This is a genomic window from Actinoplanes sp. NPDC021490 (assembly GCF_055562135.1).
The window spans coordinates 1-22,444 of record NZ_JBVHFW010000022.1 but is presented as its reverse complement, the minus strand read 5'-3'; the positions used below and the strand labels follow the sequence as shown (position 1 = coordinate 22,444).

Genomic DNA, 22,444 nt, shown 5'->3' with positions numbered 1-22,444 from the left:
CGTGCAGGAGGTGACCGGCAGCGCGGCTGCTGCTGGCGCGGCCGGCAACGTGCAGGAGGTGACCGGCAGCGCGGCTGCTGCTGGCGCGGCCGGCAGCGTGCAGGAGGTGGCTGGCAGCGCGGCGACGAGGTGACACCGGTGGCACGGCAACGCGATGAAACGGGCGACACGGCAGCGCCACGACACGGCTGCGGCACGGCAGCGCGATGACACCGGTGGCACGGCCACGCCGACATCACCGAGCACTACTACCACTGCGGCGCGAGGCGTCGGCCGTACGATCCAGCGCATTTTCGGGGTTGACCTCCGGCGGGGTCGCAGCAAGATCAACGAGTCTTTATCCTGGCGCGATGTCTTCGACCCTGCCGATTTCCTCCAACGAGGGGCTGTTCGGCAACATCGCGTCCGGGTATGCGCTCGGCCGCACCGGCTGGCGCCGGTTGTTCGCGGTGGTTCTGCCGGTTTCCGCGGCCATGCTTGTGGTGCCGGCGCTGCTCGATGTCGCGCTGGGCCAAGGCCGGCTGGTCATCGTCGACGGGGTGACCCAGTCGCTGAGCGGGGACGTTCTGGCCTGGCTCAAGGCGATCACCGCGGTGGTGTTGTGGCTGGTCGGGCTGGTCGCCGGGGTGTGGGCCGTCGCGCGCGACGCCGGGCCCGTCGAGTCGTTGCGGCACGGGCTGAAGTTCCTGCCCGCGTACGGGATCGGGCTGGTCGCCGTCGTGGGTGGCGCCTATCTCGCGCTGTGGGCGGCCGCCGGGATAGCCCGGAGTGTGTGGCTGATCGTGGCCGTGCTGGTCGGGGTCGGGCTGGGGGCGGCGCGGCTGCTGCTGAACGCGATCGAGCGGACCGTGGGCGGGCCGGACCGGTTGCCGACCTGGACCGAAGCCGCATCGTTCCTGCTGGGCGGGGTTGCGGTGCCCTTGCTGATCGCGTCCGGCTGGGACCGTCTGGGCGTTCCGGGCAGCGGGGTGGTGCTGCTCGCCGCCGCGCTCGTCACTCAGGTCGGGCTGGCCGCGCGGACCCCAACCCGGCATGTCCGGCCTGCCGGCCCACTCGCCACTCAGGTAGGGCCGGCCGCAACCCGGAATGCTGTCCCGCTCGCCACTCAAGTAGAGCCGGCCGCAACCCGGAATGCTGTCCCGCTCGCCACTCAAGAAGAGCCGGCCGCAACCCGGAATGCTGTCCCGCTCGCCACTCAAGAAGAGCCGGCCGCAACCCAGCATGCCGCCCCGCCCGCCACTCAAGAAGAGCCGGCCGCAACCCAGCATGCCGCCCCGCTCGCCACTCAAGAAGAGCCGACCGCGCCGGCCCCAACCCGGCAAGGGCGTGTCTGGCCGGCAACCCGGCAAGGGCGCATCTGGCCGGCCGCAGCCGCACTAGTGGCCGCCGCCCTGATCGCCGCGGGCGTGACGCTGGCCAACCCGTACGGCGCCCCGGAGGTCCGCACCCAGGACGGCGGTCCGGCCGGGCCGATGGCGGTCGCGTGGCCCGCCGGGCAGCATCCGGTCATCGTGACCAACGGCGGGGTCTGGTTCTGCGACGACGACCTGTGCGACAGCTTCGCCGACGTCAACGGTGGTCCGCCCACCATCGAGGGGTACGGCTCGGCGGCCATCGGCGCCGACGGCACGGTGGTCAAGACCGCTCTGACCGGCGGCCCGGACAAGGGCGGCCCGTTCGTGCACTACGCCCGGTGCGTACGGGATGGATGTCAGGAGGCGTGGATTCCAGTCCGCACGTCGGCCCGCGACCGGCTGGACGTGGAGGGCCGGACGGAGGTGGCGGGCGCGGCCGCTCCGGACGGCGCGCTGTGGTTGTTCGTCGCCATGCCCGTCGCGGGAGGCGAGCACGGCCGCTACCGGTTCTCGCTCATCCGCTGCGCGGACGTCGAGTGCGCCACCCCGCAGCGTCATCAGGTCGGTGTCGTCGACCGCACCCCGGGGGACGGCTACCCCGACGGCCGGCGCGCCCAGTTGTCGATCGGGGCGGACGGCCGCCCGTCGGCCTCGTTCTGGATCGGCCATTCCGTCTACCGGTTGGGGCTGCGAGCCGGTCACGTGCGCGTCCCCGAAGGAGGCCGCGACGGACGGCGGCGGGTCCGACGCGGTCTGGACGGTAGCCGGTGACCGCGCTGTCTATTTCTGGGCCGGCGAACTTCACGAAGGGACCGGTTCGGCTCGGGTGTCCGGCAGTTTGTCGGCGCAAACGGCGGCGACCGTGGTGGCCGGCCCCGACGTCTACGTGGCCGCACCCGTTTTCAGCGACGCGGCCGACGGATTTTCCGTCACGTTCGGCGAGCCGGTCGAGCACTGGCGTCAAACCGTGTGGCGCTGCCGGGACCAGCAGTGCGTCAGCATCCCGCTGGACGCCTACGACGGCAATCAGCGCGACCAGCTGCTCGCGGTCTCCGAGGATGGTCGCGTGCTGGTGGTCCGCGACGACCGCATCGTGCTGCTGGCGAGTCAGTAGACATGGGCGAGCCCACCGGTTCGGCGCCGTTGACGAGCCGGTGGGCGGTCCGGTCAACCTACGTGAGCTTGAGCAGGCGGGCCGCCGTCTCGCCCCGGATCGCGTTGCGGACGCCCTCGTCCAGGCGGGCCGTGGCGATCTGGTCCAGCGGGTCGTAGTGCCCCATGTCGAACGGGTAGTCGGTGCCGATGACGACGTGGTCGGCGCCCATCTGCTGCACCAGGAACTCCAGGTGCGGCGCGTCGAAGACCAGGCAGTCGACGTAGATCTGCTTGAGATAGGTCGACGGCGGCCGGGTGATGTGGTGCCGGCCCTCCGGGCGTTCCTCGTACGCGTGGTCCATGCGCGACGAGTAGAACGGCAGGTAGCCGCCGCCGTGCACGGCCACGAGCTTCAGCCCGGGGTGGTCCTCCAGCACTCCCCCGTGAATGATCTTGGTGAGGGCGACCGTCGTGTCGAGCGGGTTGCCGATCACGTTGGTCAGGTAGTACTTGCGCAGGCGTTCGCCGCCGGTGAAACCGTTGGGGTGCAGCATGACGACGACGTCGAGTTCCTCGGCCTTGGCGAAGAACGGCCGGAACCGCCGGTCGTCGAGGTCGAGGCCCATGACGTTCGTGTTGATCTCGACGCCGCGGAAGTCGTAGTCGCGCACGCACCGCTCGAGTTCCTGCACCGCCGCGTCGACGTCCTGCATCGGCACCGTGGCCAGGCCGACGAAACGGTCCGGGTGGCCGGCCACGATCTTCGACAGGTTGTCGTTCTGCATCTGCGCCAGGGAAAGGCCCAGCGACGGGTCGGTCCAATAGAAGTAGCCGGCCGGCGCGACCGAGATGGCCTGGACGTCGATGCCCATCCGGTCGAGGTCGGCGATGCGCCGCTCGGGGTCGGTCGCCTGCGGCATGATCTCCCGGACGTGCTCGACCTGGTACGCGTTGGTCTCATCCCCGCCGTAGTAGGTGAACGGGTCCATCTCGGGCGACATCAGCCCGTTCACCAGGGGCAGCGTGTCGGGCAGGATGACGTGGCCGTGAATGTCGATGGTTCGCATGTGTATCCCTAGAGAGAAGCCATTGGAGACCAGGGCAGCGCCGCCCCGCCGTACTTGGCGGCCCGGACGTCACCGGACCGGGCGTGCCCTTCGAACAACTCGACTCGCGCCGCCCGCCCGCACAGCTCGCCGAGCGAGGCGCTGGCCGCCTGCGAAGTGACCTCCTGATAGGTCACGGTCCGCAGGTATTTCCCGACCCACAGACCGCCGGTGTAGCGGGCCGCGCCCCGGGTCGGCAGCACGTGGTTGGTTCCGATGACCTTGTCCCCGTACGAGACGCAGGTGCCCTCGCCGAGGAACAGCGCGCCGTAGTGCCGCATCTTCCGCAGCGCCTCGCGCGGGTCGGCGGTGAGGATCTGCACGTGCTCGCTGGCGAACGTGTCGGCCAGCGCGTACGCCTCGTCCAGGGTGGAGACGACGTGCACCTCGCCGTGGTCGCGCCACGCCGGGCCGGCCATGTCGTTGGTCGGCATGCCGGGCAGGATCGCCTCGATGTGCTCGATCACCCGCTGCGCCAGCGCGGACGAGGTGGTGATCAGCACGGCCGGGGAGTCGGGCCCGTGCTCGGCCTGGCTCAGCAGGTCGACCGCCACGATGAACGGGTCCGCGGCGTCGTCGGCGACGATCAGAATCTCGGTCGGCCCGGCGAACAGGTCGATGCCGACGGTCCCGAAGAGCTGCCTTTTCGCTTCGGCCACGTACGCGTTCCCGGGCCCGGCGATCAGGTCGACCCGGCCGATGCTCTCGGTGCCGAGCGCCATCGCCGCGACGGCCTGCACCCCGCCCAGCACGAAGATCTCGTCCGCGCCGGCCAGGTGCAGCGCGGCGATCGTGGCCGGCGGGATCTCCCCGCGCAGCGGCGGCGTGCACGCGGTCACCCGTTCGACGCCGGCCACCTTCGCCGTCACCACGGTCATGTGGGCCGAGGCGGTCAACGGGTAGCGGCCGCCGGGCACGTACGCGCCGGACGCCACGATGGGCAGATGCCGGTGCCCGAGGAAGACACCGGGCTCGGTCTCGACCTCGAGGTCGTGCATGCTGTCGCGCTGGTGCTGCGCGAAGTTGCGCACGTTGGCCTGCACGGTCCTGATGTCGTCGAGGACACCGGACGGCACCGACGAGACGATCTCGTCGATCTCCGCGGGCGAGAGCCGGAACGACGCCGGTGACCAGTTGTCGAACTTCTGCGAGTACTTGCGGACCGCGTCGTCGCCGTTGGCCCGGATGTCGGCGATGACCTCGGTGACCACGCCGGAGACGTCGGGACCGGTCGTGGCGCCCCCGGTGGGCTGCTTGAGCGAGGAGGACATCAGGCCACCGCCTCCGCCGCGGGCGTACGGGAAAGGGCCTTCATCGCCTCGAGACGCCCGAGCACCTCGGCCTGCAGGGTGGCCACCGTCGGGTCGGTCTGCCGGCGCGGGCGGGGCAGGTCGATGGTGATGTCCTCGTAGATGCGCCCGCCCGGCTGCAGCACGATGATGCGATCGGAGAGCTCGACCGCCTCGACCACGTCGTGGGTCACGAACACGACCGTCTTCTTCGACTGGGCCCAGATGTCCTGCAGCTGGGCGCGCAAGCCGCGGGCGGTGATGGCGTCGAGGTGACTGAACGGCTCGTCCATCAGCAGCAGGTCGGGTTCGACGGCGAACGCGCGGGCGATGCCGACGCGCTGCTGCATGCCGCCGGACAGCTGGCCCGGGAAGAAGTCGGCGTTCTTGGTCAGGCCGACCATGTCCAGGTATTTGCGGCAGCGCGCCGCGGTGGACTCGTCGCGGTCGTTCTGCACGTACATCATGTTCTTCATGACGCTGCGCCACGGCAGCAGGCGCGGATCCTGGAAGACGTAACCCATGCGGGCCGGGCCGCCCGAGTCGCTGGTCAGGCTGATGTCGCCGGAGGTGTGCTCCTCGACGCCCGAGATGATGTTGAGCAGCGTGCTCTTGCCGCAGCCCGAGGGGCCGACGATCGAGACGAACGTGCCGCCGCGGACGTCGAAGGAGATGTCGTCGAGCACCCGGCTGGCCCGCGGGGTGCCGACGTTGAAGGTCTTGGCGAGGTTCTTGATGGTCAGGACAGCCACAATGTCTCCTTAGGCCGAGGCGTCGCGCCAGCGGAACGCACGCTGGATCACGCGGTCGAGCACGAAGCGGTCGAGCAGCACGATGAAGCCGACGAACAGCACCACCCAGGCCGCGAACCCGCCGAACCGGTTGGCGTCGTACCACCAGCGGGCGCGGTAGCCGACGCCTCCGCCGCCGCCGAACCATTCGGCCAGCAGCACGCCGTTCCAGCCGATGATGACGGCGAACCGGATGCCGGCGGCGACGTAGCCGGTGACGGCCGGCAGCACCAGGTCCCGGATGCGGCGCGACAGCGGCACCTTGTACGTCGTCGACATGTCCCGCAGGTCCCGGGACACGCCCCGTACGCCCTGGGCGACGTTGACGATGACGAACGGGACCGAGGTCAGGAACGTGGTGATGATCGGGCTGAGGTCGCCGAACCCGAACCACATGACGGTCAGGAACGACCAGATGATCGCCGGGATGGACAGGCCGACCAGCACCGGGCTCTCGAAGAACGCGCGGCCCAGCTGGGACAGGCCCATGATGACGCCGACGGCGATGCCGGCCACCGTGGCCAGGGCGACGCCCACGCCGAAGCGGTAGAGCGTCGAGCCGAAGTTGCCGAACACCTCGCCCCGGCTGAACTCGTCGACGAGGCGCTGCACCACCTCGACCGGGCCGGGGACCCGGGCGAACAGCAGCGACATCAGCACCCAGAAGAACAGGAAGCTGAGCAGCGCGGCGATGCGGGCGGCGCCGTCGGACGTGAGCTTCTTGCGCCACGCCGGGATGCTCTGTTCCTTCTCCGTGGTGGAGCGGCGGGCCTTGACGGGGGCCATCGTGGTGCTCACAGCGCCGAACTCCTCTCCTGGGGCCGCCACGAGAGCAGGCGGGCCTCGGACTTGGCCAGGACCAGGCGCTCGATGATCAGCATGAACACGATGAACAGGAACATCCACGCGAGCACGGCCGCGATGTCGTAAAGCTGGTATTCCGTACGGATCTGGAAGCCGACGCCGTTGCGGCCGCCGAACACCTCGGTGAGCGCCTCGACCTTCCAGGCCACCGCGAAGCACATGCGGATGGCCGCGAACACGAACGGCACGATGGTCGGGATGAGCACTTCGCGGCGGATCTGCTGCGACGAGCGGCCGAACGCCTCGCTCATCGTGACGAGCGACTTGTCGACGCCGCGGATGCCCTCGGCCACGTTGAGCGCGATGTAGGGGGCCGAGACGAGCGCGACCGCGAGGATCGGGCCCAGGTTGGACAGGCCGAACACGATCAGCGACATCACCGCGTACACGATGGCCGGAATGGTGCCGGCGATCGTGACGCCGTCGTGGAAGAAGGCGCGCCAGTAGTTGTAGCGGCCCATCAGATAGCCGATCGGGGCGCCGACGGCCGCGGCCACCGCGAAGCCGGCGAACGTCTTGAGCACGCTGGCCGAGAAGTCGGTGAGGAAGTTGCCGCTCTCGACGATCTCGACCGCCGACATGAGGACCTCGTACGGCCTGGGCAGCAGCCGCGACCCGAACCACCAGGAGCCGTACTCCCAGAGGCCGAACATCGCCACCCAGCCGAGGATCACCAGGCCTGTGAGCCGCAGGCGGCGGCGCTTGGCCGTGCGCTTGGCGCCGGCCTCGGGGTCCGCGGGTGGTGCGGCGGGGGCCGCACCGACCAGCTGATCCGTCATGAGAGCTCCTTAGGACTTCGGGAGGATGGTGAAGTTCGGGTCGGCCACGTCGTCGGGCACGTAGCCGGCCTCCTTCATGAGGTTGAACAGCTTGGTCTCGCTGTCCACCCAGGCCTGGTCGAGGTAGGTGGTGTCGACGAACCAGTCGTACGTGTTGGCCAGCCAGTCGCGGATGAACGCCTTGTCCTTGTCGCTCTCGGCCGCGAAGTCCTCCGGGTAGGCCTCGATGATCTTGTCGCGGTTCTTGGCCCACTCCTGCACGCCGCGGTCCCAGAGCTTGATGAGGAACGCCGCCTCTTCCGGGTTCTTGTCGACCCAGGCCTTGCGGGCGACGAACACGTTGTTCTGCGGGTGCGTCAGCTCGGTCTTGTTGTCGGAGAACTGCTCGGCGTAGATCTGCGAGACGCTCTTGGAGTCGTACAGGGGCTTGACCGCGCCGCTGGAGAGCTGCGGGATCGAGAAGTCGGGCAGCAGCAGGCCGGCGTCGGCGTCGCCGCGCTCGATCAGCCCGGCCGCGTTCTGCGGGTCGGTGACGACCAGCTCGTAGTCGCCGCCGCCGGCGCGCAGGTCGAGGTTGCACCACTTGCGGGCGTAGACGCCCCACATGATGGTGATCGAGACCGCGCTGTGCGTGACGATCTTCTTGCCCTTGAGGTCGCAGATCGTCTTGGCCGTGCTGTTCTTGCCGACGCCCAGGATGCTGCGGTCGGAGTTGAACTTGCCGAAGATCGTGGTCTTCTCGCCGGTCTGCTTCTCGAGCTCGGGCACCTCGTAGGAGGCCGCGGAGACGACGTCGGCGTGGCCGCCGGCGTATACCCCGAACTCGTCCCAGGAGGATGAGGTCAGGACCTGGATCTTCGCCGCCTCCTCCATCTGCTGCTTGATGCCCTGCGACTCCATCCACTTCCAGACGGGGTCGGGGGCCATGACCATGTTGACGACGCCGTTCGCATCCTTGGCCTCGGCGTTCTCGCCGGACGAGGCGCCGGGGCGGGCCCCGCATCCGGAGGCGGCAGCGACGGCGAGGACGGCGGTGGCGGCTATGAGTCGGCGGCGGTTCGGACGGAGGATGCGTGATGCATTCATGGGTCTACCTCTCAGGGCGTGCGACACGTCGACGGGTGCGACCAGAGGCGGTGAACTGCGAAAAGGTCCGGCAGTAGAGTGCGAGGAATGTTTCGGGGATGTGACGCCCGACACTGCCTTGATGCACTGTGCAAGTCAAGCATTTCTAAGGAATTTATGCATTCAGATGTCTTGGCCGACTTGCCGAACAGTGCTGCTTGAGCATTGGCGGCAAGTGTGCATAATTTATGCATGAGCATCACCGAGAGTCACCCGGAACGGCGTCGGGGCCCGGCACGCGGGGCGACGAGCTCGACCGTGGCCGAGGCGGCCGGGGTGGCCCAGTCGACCGTCTCGCGAGCGCTGCGCGGCGATCCCCGGGTCAAGGAGGACACCCGCCGGCTGATCGAGGAGACCGCCGAACGACTCGGTTACCGGCCGTCCTGGGCCGCGCTGACCTCGTCGGCGCCGGCCCAGCGGACGCCCTCGATCGCCGTGGTCGCCTCCGACCTGACCAACCCGTTCTTCCCCTCGCTGCTCAACCCCGTGCACGACGAGTTGCAGCTGATGGGCTACCGGTTCGTGCTGTTCGCCGAGCGGACCGACCTGCCGACCGGCCAGGAGGCCCTGCTCGGCCTGCTCAACTCCTCGATCGACGGCGTGCTGATCACCACGGCCACGCTGGATTCCCAGCTGGGCGCCGAACTGGCCGCCCGGCACCTGCCGTTCGTGCTGCTCAACCGCTACGTCGACGGCCTGGACGTCGACCGGGTGACCGCGGACAACCACCACGGCGGGCGTACGGCGGCCCGGCACCTGCTCGACCTGGGCCACACCCGGATCGGGGTGATCCGGGGCCCGGCCAACACGTCGACCAGCCGCGACCGGCACGCCGGCGTCTCCGAGGTCCTCACCATCGACCCGGAGCTGGTGCGCGAGGGGCCCTATTCGCACCAGAGCGGCTATCAGAACGCCCGCGAGCTGCTCCGGCTTCGCACGCCCCCGACGGCGCTGCTCTGCGGCAACGACATCATCGCGTTCGGGGCCATCGACGCCGTGAAGTCGCTCGGCCTCGACGTGCCGGGTGACGTCTCGGTGGTCGGCTTCGACGACGTGCCGATGGCGTCGTGGGAGGTCTTCCAGCTCACCACCGTGCACCAGCCGCTCAGCGAGATGGCCCGGGCCGCGGCCCGCCTGCTCGTCGAACGCATCGAGCACGAGGGCGACATCGGCGCCGGACGCGAGCGGCTGTACGCCACCAGCCTCGTGCAGCGATCGACGACCCAGCGGCATGGCGGCTCCTCGTTGTGACGACTGTGTTACAAGGCACAGCCTCACCGGGGCCCAGCCACCGCCGCGATGTGTGGCCCACCATTGTTGGCCCGACAGTGTGGTGGCCGGCACATCGGCCGCGTCCCGCGGGGGCGGCAACGTGAGGCCATGACGACCACCGTTGTGGCCCCCCTTCCCCGCTGGGCCTGCGAAGCCGCCGACGCCGTCGACCTGCCCGCGCTCGCCGATCGCGTCGTCGAGGTCGACCTCGACGCCGCCTTCGACACGCTGCGCGACCACGACGAGTTCGTGACCCGGCTGCGGGCCAGCGTGGTCGAGAACCTGCGCGCCCTGCGCCTGGTGCTCACCGGCCGGCTCCCCCTGGCCGAGGTGCGGCTGACCGAGCCGTTCGCGCTGGCCGCGCTCCAGGCCCGGCTGCGCCTGCCGCAGACCGCGCTGCAACGCTCGTACCGGGTGGGCTTCCTGACCATGTGGCAGGAGTGGAGCGACCAGCTCGTCGCCCGGGCCGAGGAGGCGGACGTGCCCCGGCGCGAGAGCCTGGAAGCCTTGCAGGCGCTGACCGAGCTCGTCCTGGCCTATCAGCACCACGTCGCCTCGCAGGTCGCCGACACCTTCGCCCGTACGGACGACGTGCTGAGCCGGTCCCGCGAGCATGTGCGGGCCGGTCTGGTGCAGCACCTGCTGCGCGACGACTCGACCCCGCTGCCGCCGTCCGACCTGGTGCTGCTCGACTATCCGCTCGACGCCTCGCACCTGGCCGTCCTGCTGCCGGCCACACCCGAGGGATGCGCCCGGCAGGTCCTCGACACGCTGCGCGACCGGTGCCACGTACGCGACACGCTCGTGCACCCGATCGACCTGACCAGCACCGTCGTCTGGCTGGCCCAGCCCCGGCAGGCGGGCTGGTCACCGGCCCGGACCGCCGCGGTCACCGGCTGCCTGCGCGACCTCGGGCTGGAGGCGTCGGTGAGCGAGCCGCACGTCGGTGTGCAGGGCGTGCGCGAGGGCTGGCGGCAGGTGCGCGACGTCCAGCGGGTGCGCGGGGCCTGGGGCGCCGGCGTGCTCAGCTATGCCGACGTGAGCCTCGAGGTGCTGCTGATGGCCGACCCGGCCCGGGCCCGCGCGTTCGTGCGCACCGAACTGGGCGAGCTCGGCGCCGAGGACGAGATCGCGGCCCGGCTGCGCGAGACCGTCGAGGCCTCCCACCGGTACGGCAGTCACGTCACCACCGCGATCCACCTGCACCTTCACGAGCACACCGTGCGCAACCGGCTGCAGAAGGCGGCGGAGATGCTCGGCCGACCGCTGACCGAGCGCCGGACCGAGTTGCAGGTGGCGTTGCGCCTGGCCCGCCTGCTGATCGACGCCGGGGAGTGAAGCTCGTCCTCGCCTGTCTGCTCGGCGGTTCCGCGGGCTGGGCGATGACCGCGCCGGGGGCGGGCGCGCCGGTCATGGCCTCCGGATACGGCGCCGGCCTGCTCTGGGTCGGTCTCCTGACGTCGGCCCTGGCCCTCCCGTACGCGGCCCTGCAGTTCCCCAGCGGCCTGCTCGTCGACCGCTTCGGCGTCCGGGCCACCGCGGTCGCCGGTCTGTCGCTGGTGGTCCTGGCCCACGCCGCGGCCCTGATCGCCCCGCTGCCGTGGCTGGCGGTGGTGGCCCGGTTCGTCTCCGGGGCCGGCTTCGCCGTGTGCTTCGTGTGCGGCGCCGAACTGGCCCGATCGAGCGGGACGGGTCCGCGGGGCATGGGCCTCTTCGGCGGTTTCGCCCTGGCCACCTCCGGATTCGCCGTCCTGGTGGTGCCCTTCGCCTCGCTGGTCCTGGACTGGCGGGCGGCGTGGGCCACCACGCTGGCGGTCGTGGTCCCGGCCCTGATCCTGTCGGCCCGGTCGCCCGCGGTGGTGTCCCGGCGCGCGCCGCAGCGGGGCGGCTCGGTGCTCGACGGCCAGTTGTTCCGGCTCGCCGCGGTGCACGCCGTCACGCTCGGACTCGGGCTGGTGCTGTCCTCGTGGGCGACCACGCTGCTCGTCGACGTCTGGTCGTTCGGGCCCGCCGTCGCCGCCGTGGTCGGGTCGGGCGTGCTCGGGCTGTCGGTGCTGAGCCGGCCCCTCGGTGGCTACGTCGCCACGTTGTGGCCCGGCCGCACCCGTACGGTGTGGGTCGTGGCCCTGCTGGCCTGCGCGGCGGCGACCGCGGCGTTGTCGTGGCGCAGCACGCCCGTGGTCGCGGTGCTCGCGGTGGTGACGCTGGGCATGTTCAGCGGCCTGCCGTTCGCCGGCGTGGTCAGTGCCGGCCAGGCCCGCCTGCCCGAGCGCCCGGCCGCCGCCGTGGGGCTGATGAACACGGCCGCCTTCGGGCTGGTGGTCGCGGCGACCCCGATCGTCGGCTGGGCGGCCGACCACGGTCACGCGTCGTGGACGCTCGTCGTCGTGGCCGCGCTCTGGCTGCTCCCCCTGGCCGCGCTCCCCCGGCCCGCCGACCGGGACGCCGCCCCGGCCGTCACAGGTAGCTGATGGACGTCAGCTCCTCGGCGACCGACCACAGGCGCCGGCCGACAGCCGGGTCGGCGGCCTCGGCGCTCGGCTTGACCGGCACGGCCCGGCCGCGCATCTCGAAGAGGCCGGACGGCCCGAAGAACTCGCCGCCGCGCAGCCCCGGCGCGGTCGCGGCCCGCAGCTGGGGCTCGGTGCCACGCTCGGTCGGCTGGGTGAGCAACAGGCCCGCGCTCGCCACGATGCGCCCGAGCCGGCCCCGGTGCTCCCAGGCGCGGGGGGTCAGGTTCGTGCGGGTGATGCCGGGATGCGCGAGCACGCTGACGATCGGCGACCCCGTCGCGCGCAGGCGGCGGTCGAGTTCCAGGCCGAAGACCGTGGTGGCGAGCTTGGAGGCCCCGTACGCGCGGTTGGGGCTGTAGCTCTTCTCTGACATCAGGTCGTCGAAGTCGAGGTGGGCCGGCTTGTGGGTGATCGAGCTGAGGCTGACCACCCGGGCCGCGGGCGCGGCGGCCAGGGCGTCGAGCAGCAGACCGGTGAGCAGGAAATGGCCGAGCATGTTGGTGCCCAGATGCAGTTCGAAGCCGTCGGCGGTTGTGCGGCGGCCGCCCAGCAGCACCACGCCCGCGTTGTTGACGAGCAGATCGATCACCGGATGGTCGGCGGTCAGCTTGGCCGAGAAGGCGCGGACCGAGGCGAGGGAGGCCAGGTCGAGCTCGCGCACCTCGGTGTCGCCGCCGATCGCGCGGGCCGCCGCGGCCCCGGCCGTGGTGTTGCGCACGGCCAGGATCACGTGGGCTCCGGCGCGGGCCAGGGCGGTCGCGGTGACCAGGCCGAGGCCCGAGTTGGCGCCGGTGACGACGGCGACGCGGCCGTGCTGAGCGGGAAGGTTCGTGGTCATGCGGCGACGCTAGGACCACTTGGGCGTGGTCCCGTCGCACCTCTGTGCCTAGGTCCAGCCGACCTACCCTCAATCCCGGCGGGCGGGGCAGAATTGCGGGCATGACCGGCGCCTCTTCCCCGTACGCTCGCGAGCTCGGCGACTTCCTGCGGGCCCGCCGCGGCCGGCTGCGCCCCCAGGACGTGGGCCTCGAGCCGGGCGGGCGGCGCCGGGTCAGCGGGCTGCGGCGCGAGGAACTGGCGTTGCTGGCCGGGCTGAGCACCGACTACTACCAGCGGATGGAGCAGGGCCGCGATCTGCGCCCGTCCGACGACGTGCTCGACGCCCTGGCCGCCGCGCTCGACCTCGACGACGAGGAACGCCGGCACCTGTTCACGCTGGCCCGGGCGTCCCGGCGCCCGCAGCCCGGCCGCGTGTCCCGCGCCCCCGAGGTGGTGCCGCAGAGCACCCGGCGGCTCCTGGCCGTGATGGCCACCCCGGCGGTGGTGCTCGGCCGGCACCTCGACGTGCTCGCCTGGAACACCATGGCCGAGGCGCTGCTCGGCGACCCGACCGGCTATCCACCCGACCGGCTCAACATGCTGATGCTGATGTTCGACGACTCGCAGACCCGCGAACGCCGCTGCGACGACTGGGAACGGCAAGCCCTGGAATACATCGGCATGATGCGGGCCGCCGTCGCCGCCGACCCCACCCACCCGCGGGCCACGGCCGTGGTCGGCGAGCTGAGCATCCGCAGCTCCGAGTTCCGGCGACTGTGGGCCCGGCACGACGTGCGCGAGTCGGTCAGCGGCGTCAAGACGTTCCACGTTCCCGAGGTCGGCGACATCGCGCTCAACTGGGACACCTATCCCCTGCCGGGCAGCCCCGGCCCGGTGATGCTGGCCTTCACCGCCGAGCCCGGCAGCCCCGACGCCGACCGCCTGCAGTTGCTGGCCGCCCTGCACGCCACCCGGGCCGCGCGCTGACCGGCTAGTGCTGCGCCCTGAGTCGCAGCCCCATCGAATACAGGCCCATGCCGATCGCGGACGGTCCTACGCGCCGTTCGCGCCAGGGGCCGGCAGGGCGTCGGCCACGTCGTCGGCGCTCAGGGCCACCTGGAGTTCGGCCAGGACCCGTACGTGGGTGGTGGAAACCCCGAGAAGCTGCTCGGCCTTGCGGATCCTCAGGTTCACGGTGTTGGGGTGGACGAACAGGGCGGCGGCGGTGGCCGCGGTGTTCAGGTCGTGGGTGACGTACGCGCGCAGCGTCTGCTCGAGGGCGGTGCCGCGGGCGGCGTCGTAGGTGCGGAGCGGCGCCAGCGTCTCGGCCGCGAAACGTCGCAGCTCGCCGACGTCCTGCAGTTGCAGCAGCAGGCCGTGGACGCCGAGCGATTCGAAGGTGGCCACCGTGCCGGTCTGGCCGCGCAGCCGGGCGACGGTGGCGGCGCCCCGGCCCCGGCGGTAGGCGGCGGGATAGTCGGCCAGCTCGGTGCACGGCGGGGACACGGCCACCGCCGTCTCGGGACCGACCCCGGCCCGGCGCAACTGGTTCAGGAGCTCGGCGGCCCGGGCGGGCGCGTCGGCGGCCCACAACAGCACCACGTCGTCGCCGACCTCGCCGACCAGAGCCCGCGGCTGGGCCGCCGCGGCCAGGGACCGCGCGACGGACAGGACGCGGGCCGAGCCGGCGCTGACCACGATCACCGCATGCGGCTTGGTCAGGTCCAGCCCGAGCCGGGCCGCCCGTTCGCCCGCCGTCACCAGGCCGGCCGGCGAGCCGGCGAGCAGATCGGAGACGACCTCGCCGGAGAGCCGCCACTCCACCTCGTGGGCGGTGCGGGCCCGGAGCACCTCCAGCGCGCACACCGTGGCCGCGTGCTCCAGGGCACGGACGTCCAGCGCGGGCATCGGCGTCGCGGGCCGGGGCACCACGATCCGGGCCACCGTCTCGTTGCCGAGCACCACGGGCGTCGCATGCCCGTCCCCGCCGACCGGGTCGCCGGTCGCCGCCAGCGTGACCCCGGACGGCTCCTCCACCACCTCGACCGACGTGCTCATCAGCTCGGCCAGGGCGGCCGCGACCCCGGCTACTCCCCCGCCGCGCAGCGCGACCCGGGTGAACTGCTCGTGCACCTCCTCGCCGCGGCGCAGGGCGGTGTTGGCGGTGAGCAGGTCGGCGATCGTGGCCGCCTCGCGCTCGCGCAGCCGGGCCGTCTCGATGGCCACGCCCGCCTGCTCGGCCAGAAGCGAGAGCAGTTCCTGCTCGTCCGGGCCGTACTCGTGCGGGATCCGGGTGTAGCAGTTGAGCGTGCCGACGGGGACGCCGGCCGAGAACACCGGCACGGAGATCATCGAGCGGTAGCCCTGCTGACGCGCGACCCCGCCCCACGGCAGGAACGTGGCGTCGGCGACGGTGTCGGCCACCTGCACCGACCTACCGGTGAGGAAGGCCCGGCCGGACGGCGCGCGCGGTTCGTCGCCGGGTTCGAGCACGACCGGATGCTCGGCGTTGACCTGCTCGATGTACTGCGGGGACAGGCCGTGGGCGCCGGTGATGACCAGTTTCGTGCGCTGCTCGTCGACCAGCAGGACGGCGCAGAAGTCGTACCCGAGCAGTCCGGACGCCGTACCGGAGACCAGGTCGAGCACCTCGGGCAGCGAGACCGGGCGGTTGAGCGCGGTGGCGATCGCGGCGATCGCCTCGAGCCAGGGACGCAGCTGTACGGCACCGGTCGTCTGCATGCCCGAGACTGTGCCATCACAACTGAGCCCGCGCCATGCCTGTGTGGCCGCACATGTCGCGACCGACGGCCGGATCGCAAAGTTGAGCCATGAACGACGACGTTGGCGTAAGCATCGTCCGCGCCCATGAGCTGTCCGACCAGACGCCCCAGACGTCCGGCCTCAAGCGTTTCGAGGCCGTCTCCGCCCGCCGCCTCGGGTCACAGGACCTGTGGATGGGCCTGTCCGTGCTGCCCGCCGGAAGCCGCACCGGCGTACATCACCACGGCCGGTCCGAGACCGCGTTGTACGTGCTCAGCGGCATCGGCCGCTGGTGGATCGGCGACCGGCTCGACACCGTCTGCGAAGCCCATCCGGGCGACTTCGTCTACATCAAGCCGGACGTCGTGCACTGGGAAGAGAACGCCAGCGACACCGAGCCCGTACGGATGATCGTCGCCCGCACGACCCAGGACGCCATCGTGATCAACCTCGAGGGGCACCCGTACGGGCCGGTCCCGTCGGATGAGCGGTACGACCATGACTGACCGGGGACGCGCGATCGTCGTGGGCGGCTCGTTCGCCGGGCTCACCGCGGGGCTGCTGCTGCGCGAGCAGGGCTTCGAGGTCGACATCTTCGAACGTACGCCGGCCCACCTGGACGGCCGGGGCGGCGGCATCGTGCTGCAGCCCGACACCGTGCGCTGGATCGACGAGCGGCCGCACCCGTTCACGGTCGACGACGTCAGCATCGGCTCGACGGTGATGCGTTACCTCGGCGAGGACAACAAGATCACGTACGAGGAGCCGGCCACCTGGCGGTTCAGCTCGTGGACGACCCTGTACCGGGTGCTGCTCGACGACTTCGGCACCGAGCACTACCACCTGGGCGAATTCGCGGTCGGGCTGGACCAGGACGACGACGCGGCGGAACTGCGGTTCATCAGCGGGCGCACGGAGCGGGCCGAGCTGGTCGTGTTCGCCGACGGCATCTCGTCGGTCGGCCGCCGCCGGTTGCAGCCCCGGGTGCGGCCACGCTACGCGGGCTACATCGGGTGGCGCGGGTGCGTGCCCGAACAGGACGTGACCGCCGAGACCGCGGATCTGATCAACGACGCTCTCGCGTACGCGGTCATCGACTCCTCACACATCTGCATGTATTCGATTCCGGGTGCGGACGGCAGCCTTTCGCGGGGGAAACGGCAGCTGAACTACGTCTGGTACCGCAATGTGGGCGAGGGTCCGGCGCTCGACGAGATGGCCACCGACCTGCGCGGCTTCACGGCCCCGGTGTCCGTCCATCCGGGACAGGTGCAACGGCGGTTCGTCGACCGGATGCGTACGGAAGCCGCGTCTCTGCTGCCTCCCGCCGCCGCCGAGCTGATCGCGCGCACGCCCGAGCCGTACATCCAGATCGTGCTCGACATCGCCGTCCGCAACATGGCCTTCGGCCGGGTGGCGCTGATCGGCGACGCCGCCTTCGCCGCTCGCCCCCACGCCGCGGCCGGCACCGCCAAGGCCGCCGCCGACGCGTGGTCCCTCGCGGCCGCGCTGGCCGCCGAGCCCGACATCCGGCGCGCGCTCGCCGCCTGGGAGCCCGCCCGCCTCGAACTGGGCAACGACCTGCTGAGCCGGGTGGCCGAGATGGGGGCCCGGTCCCAGTTCACCAACACGTGGGACCCGGCCGATCCGGCACTGCACTTCGGCCTGTACGGCCCGGACCGCTGAGGTCAGGAGTTGCCGTTTCGAAGTTCGGTCAGCCATTCGACGCCGAGCCGGGCGCCGTCGGGGAACTGGTCGTTACGATCCCAGCGCCACGCTGTGATCATCGCCAGCATGAGCGTCCGGCAGTCGCTGAGGACCTGCTGATCGACGTCCGGGTAGTGGCCGGCGACCTCGTCGGGGGCGTGGGCCAGGTCGAACTCGACGGGCCCGTGGCAGCACGTCTCGAAGTCGATGAAGAGCGGCCCGGTCCGGGTAGCGAGCAGGTTGCCCGGATGGGGTTCGCCGTGCAGAAGCTGCTCGGGCCGGCCGCTCTCGCTGATCGCCCGGCTCATACGGTCCAACGTGCCGGCGAGAAAGGCCCGGTCCGCGTCCGACAGCTCCGGCGACCGGGCGCGGTCGGACACGAGCCTGCGGGCCTCGGCCGCCCGGTCGGTGAAGTGCGGGGCGGGCAGGTCGACCTTGCGCATTCCGGCGTGCAGCCGTTCGAGCGCGCGGGCGTAGTCGGCGTACGGGATCGGTTGTGCGGTGACCGGTTCGTAGTAGGCCCAGAGGGTGACCACGTAGTCGCCGCGGGCAAAGACCTCGGGCGTCAGAAGCGCGGCCACCGGGCTCTCGACCTCGGCGAGCCGCTGAGCGACCTCCACCTCGAACCCGACGCCCTGACCCTCCGCCGCCGGCGCGACCCGGGCCAGCACGTCGCCGGGCCGCAAACGCAAGGTGAGCTTGTTCGAGTTGTGCAGAACGGTGGCGTCCTGGGCGGTCAGGCCGATCGAGGCGGCGCTTGATATGGCTGCCTGTGCCGCCCGCCGAGCCTCATCCGCCTGCATCGGAGCACCGTAGCCCAGCGTTCGCGGCGCGGCAGCCGTATTTCCCCGTTGCCGGCGAAGCTGACATTCTTGAGGCCATGCTGCCCACCGACGGACATGTTCACACCGAATGGTCCTGGGACTGCGAGCCCGGTGACATGGAGGCCAGTTGCGCCCGGGCGCTGGCCCTGGGCCTGCCCGCCATCGCCTTCACCGAGCATCTCGACTTCACCGTCTGGACCAGTGTGGAACCGGCGCCGGACGCCCCCGCGAAGGTCACCGATCTGATCACCGAGGACGGGACGCTGGCCCCGCCCCTCCTGGACGTCGACGGCTATCTGGCGTGCGTGCAACGCTGCCGGGACAAATTCCCCGACCTGGTGATCCTCACCGGGGTGGAGGTCGGCGAGCCGCATTGGCATCGGGATCAGGTGGCCGCGGTGCTCGCGGCCGGGCAGTTCGACCGCGTACTCGGCTCCTTGCACACCCTGCCCCTGGGCGCCGGGCTCAACGAGCCGGGCGAGCACTTCGCACGGCGCCCGGCCGCGGAGGTGGTCCGCGACTACCTGGCCGAGATTGCCCGGCTGGTGACCGGATCCACGGACTTCGAGGCGCTTGCCCACATCGACTTCGTCACCCGGTACTGGCCCGCGGCCGCGGGGCCCTTCGACCCCGCGGACTTCGAGGAGGAGTTCCGGCATGCGCTGACGGCCGTGGCCGCCGCCGGCCTGGCCCTGGAGGTCAACACGAATCGACGGCCCTTCCCGGAGGTCGTCCGGTGGTGGGCGCAGGCCGGCGGTGAGGTGGTCACCTTCGGCAGCGACGCCCACGACCCCGGCGGCGTCGGCCTCGGCTTCGCGGAAGCGGTCGCCATGGTCGAGGCGCTGGGCTTCCGTCCCGGCCGGCACCCGCACGACAGGTGGTACGCCTGACGCGAGCCGCCGGGGTAGGTTTCAACGGTGGGTGATCGAGTCAAGAGCAGGCAGAACCCGCCGAAGACGAACGGTCACCGGTTCCACGGAGACCCGGATCGTTTCCCCTTGATGGCCGAGTTCATCGGCGAGCGCTTCGGCAACTCGATCGAGACGGTGGCCGACGTGGCCGGCGGCCAGGGCATGCTGGCGCGGGAACTCCGGAAGCGCCTCAACTACCGGGTGGAGGTCGTCGACCCGCGGGGCTGGACGCTGAAGGGCGTCGAGTCACGCGCCGTTCCCTACCTGGCGGAAGACGCCACCTACTACGATCTCGTCGTCGGTCTGCACCCCGACCAGGCGTTGCGCGAGGTCGTCCACTCGGCACTGGGCCGGCCAACTGTGGTTGTCCCCTGCTGCAACTTCTGGCGTGACGACCAACGACTCGGGCGGGACGCCCTGGCCGAGTCGATCGCGGAGTGGTTCAAGCAAAACCACGTCCGTTACGAGAGGATCCAGTTCCCTTTCCGAGGGCCGCAGAATCTCGGCTTCGTGACAGCACCCCCAGAAACCACGTGACAGCTCAACGCCGTCGGGCCCAGACCAGCACTCCCCGCTTCGTCACCGTCATCGGCGCCCTGAACTGCCGTGCCGTGTCCGTCGCTGACTGACTGTCGAGTCCCCGGCCCGAAACGGCAGACGCATGGCATCGGCCCGCACGGCCGGACGTGGAGCGGACCGAACGTACTCCGCCCGGTCGAGCACGACAGTCGCCACGCCCAACTGCTGTAGCCGCTGCGCCAGCAGCCCGTTGCCGCCGCCCAGGTCAAGCACCGGCCCGGTCACGTCATCCCGGCCGAGCCGCTGCGCCACCGGCTCGTGCACGTCACCGGCAGCCGAGTACAACCGCGTCGCAGCCTGATTCGTCAGAAAGCGATCAAGGTCGGTGTCGTAGTCGGCGGGATGCGCCGTCCGCCTGCCGCCGTCGCCACTAGCCATGGTCCCAGACTGCCGGATCGAACGGCGCTTCGCCCGCCCGTGAAGACGTCCGTTTCGATCGGCCGGCATCGTCAGAGCCGTCCGGTGGGTAGGTTCGGGGTCATGACCACTCTGGAGGACTTCGCGGAACTGGCGGCCGGCGAGCAGGGGCTGGTGACCGTTTCCACGCTGCGGGCCGACGGCAGCATTCAGGCGTCGGTGGTGAACGCCGGCGTGCTGGATCACCCGCTCACCGGCGTACGGGCGCTGGGGTTCGTGACGTACGGGCCGGTGAAGCTGGCCAATCTGCGGGCGCGGCCGCGGATCGCCGTGTCGGTGCGGTCGGGCTGGAAGTGGGCGACCGTCGAGGGGGCGGCCGGGCTGATCGGGCCGGACGACCCGGCCGGGGGCGTCGACGCCGAGCGATTGCGCATGATGCTGCGCGAGGTGTTCACCGCGGCCGGTGGCCGGCACGACGACTGGGACGAGTACGACCGGGTGATGGCCGAGCAACGGCGTACGGTCGTGCTGCTCGAGCCGGCCCGCGTCTACAGCAACTGATCACCGGCTCTCGTTGCCCGCGCCGGCTTGTAGTGCGACGGGCCCCGGTCGCGCGGGCCCGTCGCATCCGGATCAGGCTGTCCGGTTCCTCACCATGCCGTGCGGGTCCAGCACGTACTTCTTGGCCGCGCCCTGGTCGAAGTCCTGATAGCCCTGCGGGGCCTCGTCCAGGCCGATGGCCACGGCGTTGACGTTCTTGGCGATCTGCACCTTGTCGTGCAGGATCGCCATCATCAGGTTGCGGTTGTACTTCATGACCGGGCACTGGCCGGTGACGAACGAGTGCGACTTGGCCCAGCCCAGGCCCAGCCGCAACGACAGCGAACCCACCTTGGCCGCGTCGTCGACGCCGCCCGGGTCACCGGTGACGTACAGGCCGGGAACGCCGATCGCGCCGCCCGCGCGGGTCAGCTGCATCAGCGTGTTGAGCACCGTCGCCGGCTGTTCCACCCCGGAATCGGCGCCGTGCCCGCGGGCCTCGAAGCCGACCGCGTCGACCGCGGCGTCGACCAGCGGCTCGCCGATCGCCGGCCAGTCGCTGCCGAGGATCCGCGCGATCTGGTCGACCGGGTCGCCCTCGGCCACGTTGACCGTCTCGCAGCCGAAACTGCGGGCCTGCGCCAGCCGCTCCTCGTTGAGATCGCCGACGATGACGACCGCGGCGCCGAGCAGCCACGCCGAGGTGGCCGCGGCCAGGCCGACCGGTCCGGCGCCGGCGATGTAGACGGTCGAGCCCGAGGTCACACCCGCGCTCACGCAGCCGTGATAGCCGGTCGGGAAGATGTCGGCCAGCATGGCCAGGTCGAGGGCCTTCTCCAGGGCCTGGTCGCGGTCGGGGAACTTCAGCAGATTCCAGTCCGCGTACGGGACCAGCACGTACTCGGCCTGGCCGCCGACCCAGCCGCCCATGTCGACATACCCGTACGCCGAGCCGGGCCGGTCGGGGTTGACGTTCAGGCAGACGCCGGTCTTGCCCTCCTTGCAGTTGCGGCACCGGCCGCACGAGATGTTGAACGGCACCGAGCAGATGTCGCCGGTCTTGATGAACTCGACGCCCGGCCCGACGTCGACGACCTCACCGGTGATCTCGTGGCCGAGCACCAGCCCCTCGGGAGCGGTGGTGCGGCCGCGCACCATGTGCTGGTCGCTGCCGCAGATGTTGGTGGCGACCGTCTTGAGGATCGCGCCGTGCGGCACCTTGCGCCCGACGTTCAGTTTGTTGACGCCCGGGCCGTCCTTCAACTCGTACGTGGGGTAGTCGATGGTGTGGACCTCGACCTTGCCGGGTCCTTCGTAAACCACCGCGCGATTGGCTGGCATCGTTGCCTCCCATCGTCGTGGCGCCAGAAAGTGACAGTCTTGTCACGGCACCACGAACGCCATGTTTCACGGACCCGGGCGGAAACAGAACCGCCGGAGACCGGACCAGATGCGCAATTGGTGCCAAGACTCCGGTATGGCCTCGATCTCACATACCGCTTCGCGCGCGGCCCCCGGAACGCGCGGCCCCCAGAACGCGCGCCCCCAGAACGCGCGGCCCCGAGCCCTGCGGCCCAGCGCCCTGAACCCAGAGCCCACCCTCCCAGGGGGCCACCAGCCACCAACGATTCTGCCGGAATGCGGTGATCTTCGGAGGGCCGCCTGAAGCTCCTGTGAGTCAAGTTGTGGATAACTGTGGTGTGGTGAGTAGTCCGTGTTGTCGTAGTGCGGTGTGGATGTGGGTGAAGATTTCGC

The 22,444-nt window shown here is 70.9% G+C and carries 22 protein-coding genes; 11 read left to right on the top strand and 11 right to left on the bottom strand.

Annotated features, from left to right (window positions below; translation table 11 throughout):
* Positions 1–350 precede the first annotated feature (350 nt).
* Positions 351–2,126 carry an MFS transporter gene (locus ACZ3I4_RS40915; RefSeq protein WP_465387513.1) on the top strand — a complete coding sequence of 592 codons (1,776 nt, stop codon included), beginning with the start codon at positions 351–353 and terminating at the stop codon, positions 2,124–2,126.
* A gap of 55 nt (positions 2,127–2,181) precedes the next feature.
* The gene (locus tag ACZ3I4_RS40910) at positions 2,182–2,469 is read left to right on the top strand and encodes a hypothetical protein (protein WP_465387512.1); all 288 of its coding nucleotides are present in this window, start codon (positions 2,182–2,184) and stop codon (positions 2,467–2,469) included.
* A 58-nt stretch (positions 2,470–2,527) separates the two neighbouring features.
* Here ACZ3I4_RS40910 and ACZ3I4_RS40905 read toward each other — a convergent pair whose 3' ends face one another.
* From ACZ3I4_RS40905 to ACZ3I4_RS40880, 6 genes are read right to left on the bottom strand one after another with little or no spacing between them, the layout of a single operon-like run.
* Positions 2,528–3,517 (bottom strand): amidohydrolase family protein, encoded by a 990-nt coding sequence (locus ACZ3I4_RS40905; RefSeq protein WP_465387511.1) that lies wholly within the window; start codon positions 3,515–3,517, stop codon positions 2,528–2,530.
* 8 nt (positions 3,518–3,525) lie between these two features.
* The gene (gene hisD / locus ACZ3I4_RS40900; protein ID WP_465387510.1) at positions 3,526–4,827 is read right to left on the bottom strand and encodes a histidinol dehydrogenase; all 1,302 of its coding nucleotides are present in this window, start codon (positions 4,825–4,827) and stop codon (positions 3,526–3,528) included.
* Positions 4,827–5,597, bottom strand: a complete 771-nt coding sequence (locus tag ACZ3I4_RS40895; RefSeq protein WP_465387509.1) for an ABC transporter ATP-binding protein — start codon at positions 5,595–5,597, stop codon at positions 4,827–4,829. Before ACZ3I4_RS40895 ends, hisD begins: the two co-directional genes overlap by 1 nt.
* A gap of 9 nt (positions 5,598–5,606) precedes the next feature.
* A complete protein-coding gene (locus tag ACZ3I4_RS40890; RefSeq protein WP_465387508.1) occupies positions 5,607–6,434 on the bottom strand; it encodes an ABC transporter permease in 828 nt (275 codons plus the stop codon).
* Positions 6,431–7,279: an ABC transporter permease gene (locus ACZ3I4_RS40885; protein ID WP_465387507.1), complete on the bottom strand. Its 849-nt coding sequence runs from the start codon at positions 7,277–7,279 to the stop codon at positions 6,431–6,433. Before ACZ3I4_RS40885 ends, ACZ3I4_RS40890 begins: the two co-directional genes overlap by 4 nt.
* Before the next feature lie 9 nt (positions 7,280–7,288).
* Entirely contained in the window at positions 7,289–8,365 is a 1,077-nt protein-coding gene (locus ACZ3I4_RS40880; RefSeq protein ID WP_465387506.1) for an ABC transporter substrate-binding protein, read from the bottom strand.
* Positions 8,366–8,596: 231 nt separating this feature from the next.
* On the opposite strand from ACZ3I4_RS40880, the gene ACZ3I4_RS40875 reads away from it, so the two are divergent.
* From ACZ3I4_RS40875 to ACZ3I4_RS40865, 3 genes are all read left to right on the top strand, one after another.
* Positions 8,597–9,655: a LacI family DNA-binding transcriptional regulator gene (locus ACZ3I4_RS40875; protein ID WP_465387505.1), complete on the top strand. Its 1,059-nt coding sequence runs from the start codon at positions 8,597–8,599 to the stop codon at positions 9,653–9,655.
* 129 nt (positions 9,656–9,784) lie between these two features.
* Positions 9,785–11,014: a PucR family transcriptional regulator gene (locus ACZ3I4_RS40870; RefSeq protein WP_465387504.1), complete on the top strand. Its 1,230-nt coding sequence runs from the start codon at positions 9,785–9,787 to the stop codon at positions 11,012–11,014.
* On the top strand, positions 11,011–12,147 hold the full coding sequence (locus ACZ3I4_RS40865; RefSeq protein WP_465387503.1) for an MFS transporter: 1,137 nt from the start codon (positions 11,011–11,013) through the stop codon (positions 12,145–12,147). Before ACZ3I4_RS40870 ends, ACZ3I4_RS40865 begins: the two co-directional genes overlap by 4 nt.
* Here ACZ3I4_RS40865 and ACZ3I4_RS40860 read toward each other — a convergent pair.
* A complete protein-coding gene (locus tag ACZ3I4_RS40860) occupies positions 12,134–13,027 on the bottom strand; it encodes an oxidoreductase (RefSeq protein ID WP_465387502.1) in 894 nt (297 codons plus the stop codon). The two genes, ACZ3I4_RS40865 and ACZ3I4_RS40860, sit on opposite strands and share 14 nt — an antisense overlap.
* Before the next feature lie 101 nt (positions 13,028–13,128).
* Here ACZ3I4_RS40860 and ACZ3I4_RS40855 point away from each other — a divergent pair, with 101 nt between their 5' ends.
* Positions 13,129–13,995 (top strand): helix-turn-helix transcriptional regulator, encoded by an 867-nt coding sequence (locus tag ACZ3I4_RS40855; RefSeq protein WP_465387501.1) that lies wholly within the window; start codon positions 13,129–13,131, stop codon positions 13,993–13,995.
* Between the two features lie 66 nt (positions 13,996–14,061).
* Here ACZ3I4_RS40855 and ACZ3I4_RS40850 read toward each other — a convergent pair whose 3' ends face one another.
* Positions 14,062–15,750, bottom strand: coding sequence for a helix-turn-helix domain-containing protein (locus ACZ3I4_RS40850; protein ID WP_465387500.1), 1,689 nt, complete (start codon positions 15,748–15,750; stop codon positions 14,062–14,064).
* 89 nt (positions 15,751–15,839) lie between these two features.
* Here ACZ3I4_RS40850 and ACZ3I4_RS40845 point away from each other — a divergent pair, with 89 nt between their 5' ends.
* Positions 15,840–16,277, top strand: coding sequence for a cupin domain-containing protein (locus ACZ3I4_RS40845; RefSeq protein ID WP_465387499.1), 438 nt, complete (start codon positions 15,840–15,842; stop codon positions 16,275–16,277).
* Positions 16,270–17,457: an FAD binding domain-containing protein gene (locus ACZ3I4_RS40840; RefSeq protein WP_465387498.1), complete on the top strand. Its 1,188-nt coding sequence runs from the start codon at positions 16,270–16,272 to the stop codon at positions 17,455–17,457. The genes ACZ3I4_RS40845 and ACZ3I4_RS40840 overlap by 8 nt, the downstream gene beginning before the upstream one ends.
* A gap of 2 nt (positions 17,458–17,459) precedes the next feature.
* Here ACZ3I4_RS40840 and ACZ3I4_RS40835 read toward each other — a convergent pair whose 3' ends face one another.
* Positions 17,460–18,281 (bottom strand): phosphotransferase, encoded by an 822-nt coding sequence (locus ACZ3I4_RS40835; protein WP_465387497.1) that lies wholly within the window; start codon positions 18,279–18,281, stop codon positions 17,460–17,462.
* 77 nt (positions 18,282–18,358) lie between these two features.
* Between ACZ3I4_RS40835 and ACZ3I4_RS40830 the strand changes: the two genes are divergently transcribed.
* A complete protein-coding gene (locus ACZ3I4_RS40830) occupies positions 18,359–19,192 on the top strand; it encodes a PHP domain-containing protein (RefSeq protein ID WP_465387496.1) in 834 nt (277 codons plus the stop codon).
* A gap of 27 nt (positions 19,193–19,219) precedes the next feature.
* A complete protein-coding gene (locus ACZ3I4_RS40825) occupies positions 19,220–19,750 on the top strand; it encodes a methyltransferase domain-containing protein (RefSeq protein ID WP_465387495.1) in 531 nt (176 codons plus the stop codon).
* 48 nt (positions 19,751–19,798) lie between these two features.
* Here the strand turns inward: ACZ3I4_RS40825 and ACZ3I4_RS40820 are convergent, their stop codons facing one another.
* Positions 19,799–20,170 (bottom strand): hypothetical protein, encoded by a 372-nt coding sequence (locus ACZ3I4_RS40820; RefSeq protein ID WP_465387494.1) that lies wholly within the window; start codon positions 20,168–20,170, stop codon positions 19,799–19,801.
* A gap of 102 nt (positions 20,171–20,272) precedes the next feature.
* Between ACZ3I4_RS40820 and ACZ3I4_RS40815 the strand changes: the two genes are divergently transcribed.
* Positions 20,273–20,710 carry a TIGR03618 family F420-dependent PPOX class oxidoreductase gene (locus ACZ3I4_RS40815; protein WP_465387493.1) on the top strand — a complete coding sequence of 146 codons (438 nt, stop codon included), beginning with the start codon at positions 20,273–20,275 and terminating at the stop codon, positions 20,708–20,710.
* 72 nt (positions 20,711–20,782) lie between these two features.
* Here ACZ3I4_RS40815 and fdhA read toward each other — a convergent pair whose 3' ends face one another.
* A complete protein-coding gene (gene fdhA / locus ACZ3I4_RS40810; protein ID WP_465387492.1) occupies positions 20,783–22,012 on the bottom strand; it encodes a formaldehyde dehydrogenase, glutathione-independent in 1,230 nt (409 codons plus the stop codon).
* Positions 22,013–22,444 lie beyond the last annotated feature (432 nt).

Excerpts from the sequence above, each read along its gene's own strand:
- ACZ3I4_RS40860 (WP_465387502.1), bottom strand. The coding sequence starts at position 13,027 with ATGACCACGAACCTTCCCGCTCAGCACGGCCGCGTCGCCGTCGTCACC.
- ACZ3I4_RS40845 (WP_465387499.1), top strand. The coding sequence starts at position 15,840 with ATGAACGACGACGTTGGCGTAAGCATCGTCCGCGCCCATGAGCTGTCC.
- ACZ3I4_RS40875 (WP_465387505.1), top strand. The coding sequence starts at position 8,597 with ATGAGCATCACCGAGAGTCACCCGGAACGGCGTCGGGGCCCGGCACGC.
- ACZ3I4_RS40915 (WP_465387513.1), top strand. The coding sequence starts at position 351 with ATGTCTTCGACCCTGCCGATTTCCTCCAACGAGGGGCTGTTCGGCAAC.
- ACZ3I4_RS40905 (WP_465387511.1), bottom strand. The coding sequence starts at position 3,517 with ATGCGAACCATCGACATTCACGGCCACGTCATCCTGCCCGACACGCTG.
- ACZ3I4_RS40815 (WP_465387493.1), top strand. The coding sequence starts at position 20,273 with ATGACCACTCTGGAGGACTTCGCGGAACTGGCGGCCGGCGAGCAGGGG.
- ACZ3I4_RS40850 (WP_465387500.1), bottom strand. The coding sequence starts at position 15,750 with ATGCAGACGACCGGTGCCGTACAGCTGCGTCCCTGGCTCGAGGCGATC.
- ACZ3I4_RS40830 (WP_465387496.1), top strand. The coding sequence starts at position 18,359 with ATGCTGCCCACCGACGGACATGTTCACACCGAATGGTCCTGGGACTGC.
- ACZ3I4_RS40880 (WP_465387506.1), bottom strand. The coding sequence starts at position 8,365 with ATGAATGCATCACGCATCCTCCGTCCGAACCGCCGCCGACTCATAGCC.
- ACZ3I4_RS40870 (WP_465387504.1), top strand. The coding sequence starts at position 9,785 with ATGACGACCACCGTTGTGGCCCCCCTTCCCCGCTGGGCCTGCGAAGCC.
- hisD (WP_465387510.1), bottom strand. The coding sequence starts at position 4,827 with ATGTCCTCCTCGCTCAAGCAGCCCACCGGGGGCGCCACGACCGGTCCC.
- ACZ3I4_RS40885 (WP_465387507.1), bottom strand. The coding sequence starts at position 7,279 with ATGACGGATCAGCTGGTCGGTGCGGCCCCCGCCGCACCACCCGCGGAC.
- ACZ3I4_RS40835 (WP_465387497.1), bottom strand. The coding sequence starts at position 18,281 with ATGCAGGCGGATGAGGCTCGGCGGGCGGCACAGGCAGCCATATCAAGC.
- ACZ3I4_RS40855 (WP_465387501.1), top strand. The coding sequence starts at position 13,129 with ATGACCGGCGCCTCTTCCCCGTACGCTCGCGAGCTCGGCGACTTCCTG.
- ACZ3I4_RS40820 (WP_465387494.1), bottom strand. The coding sequence starts at position 20,170 with ATGGCTAGTGGCGACGGCGGCAGGCGGACGGCGCATCCCGCCGACTAC.
- ACZ3I4_RS40840 (WP_465387498.1), top strand. The coding sequence starts at position 16,270 with ATGACTGACCGGGGACGCGCGATCGTCGTGGGCGGCTCGTTCGCCGGG.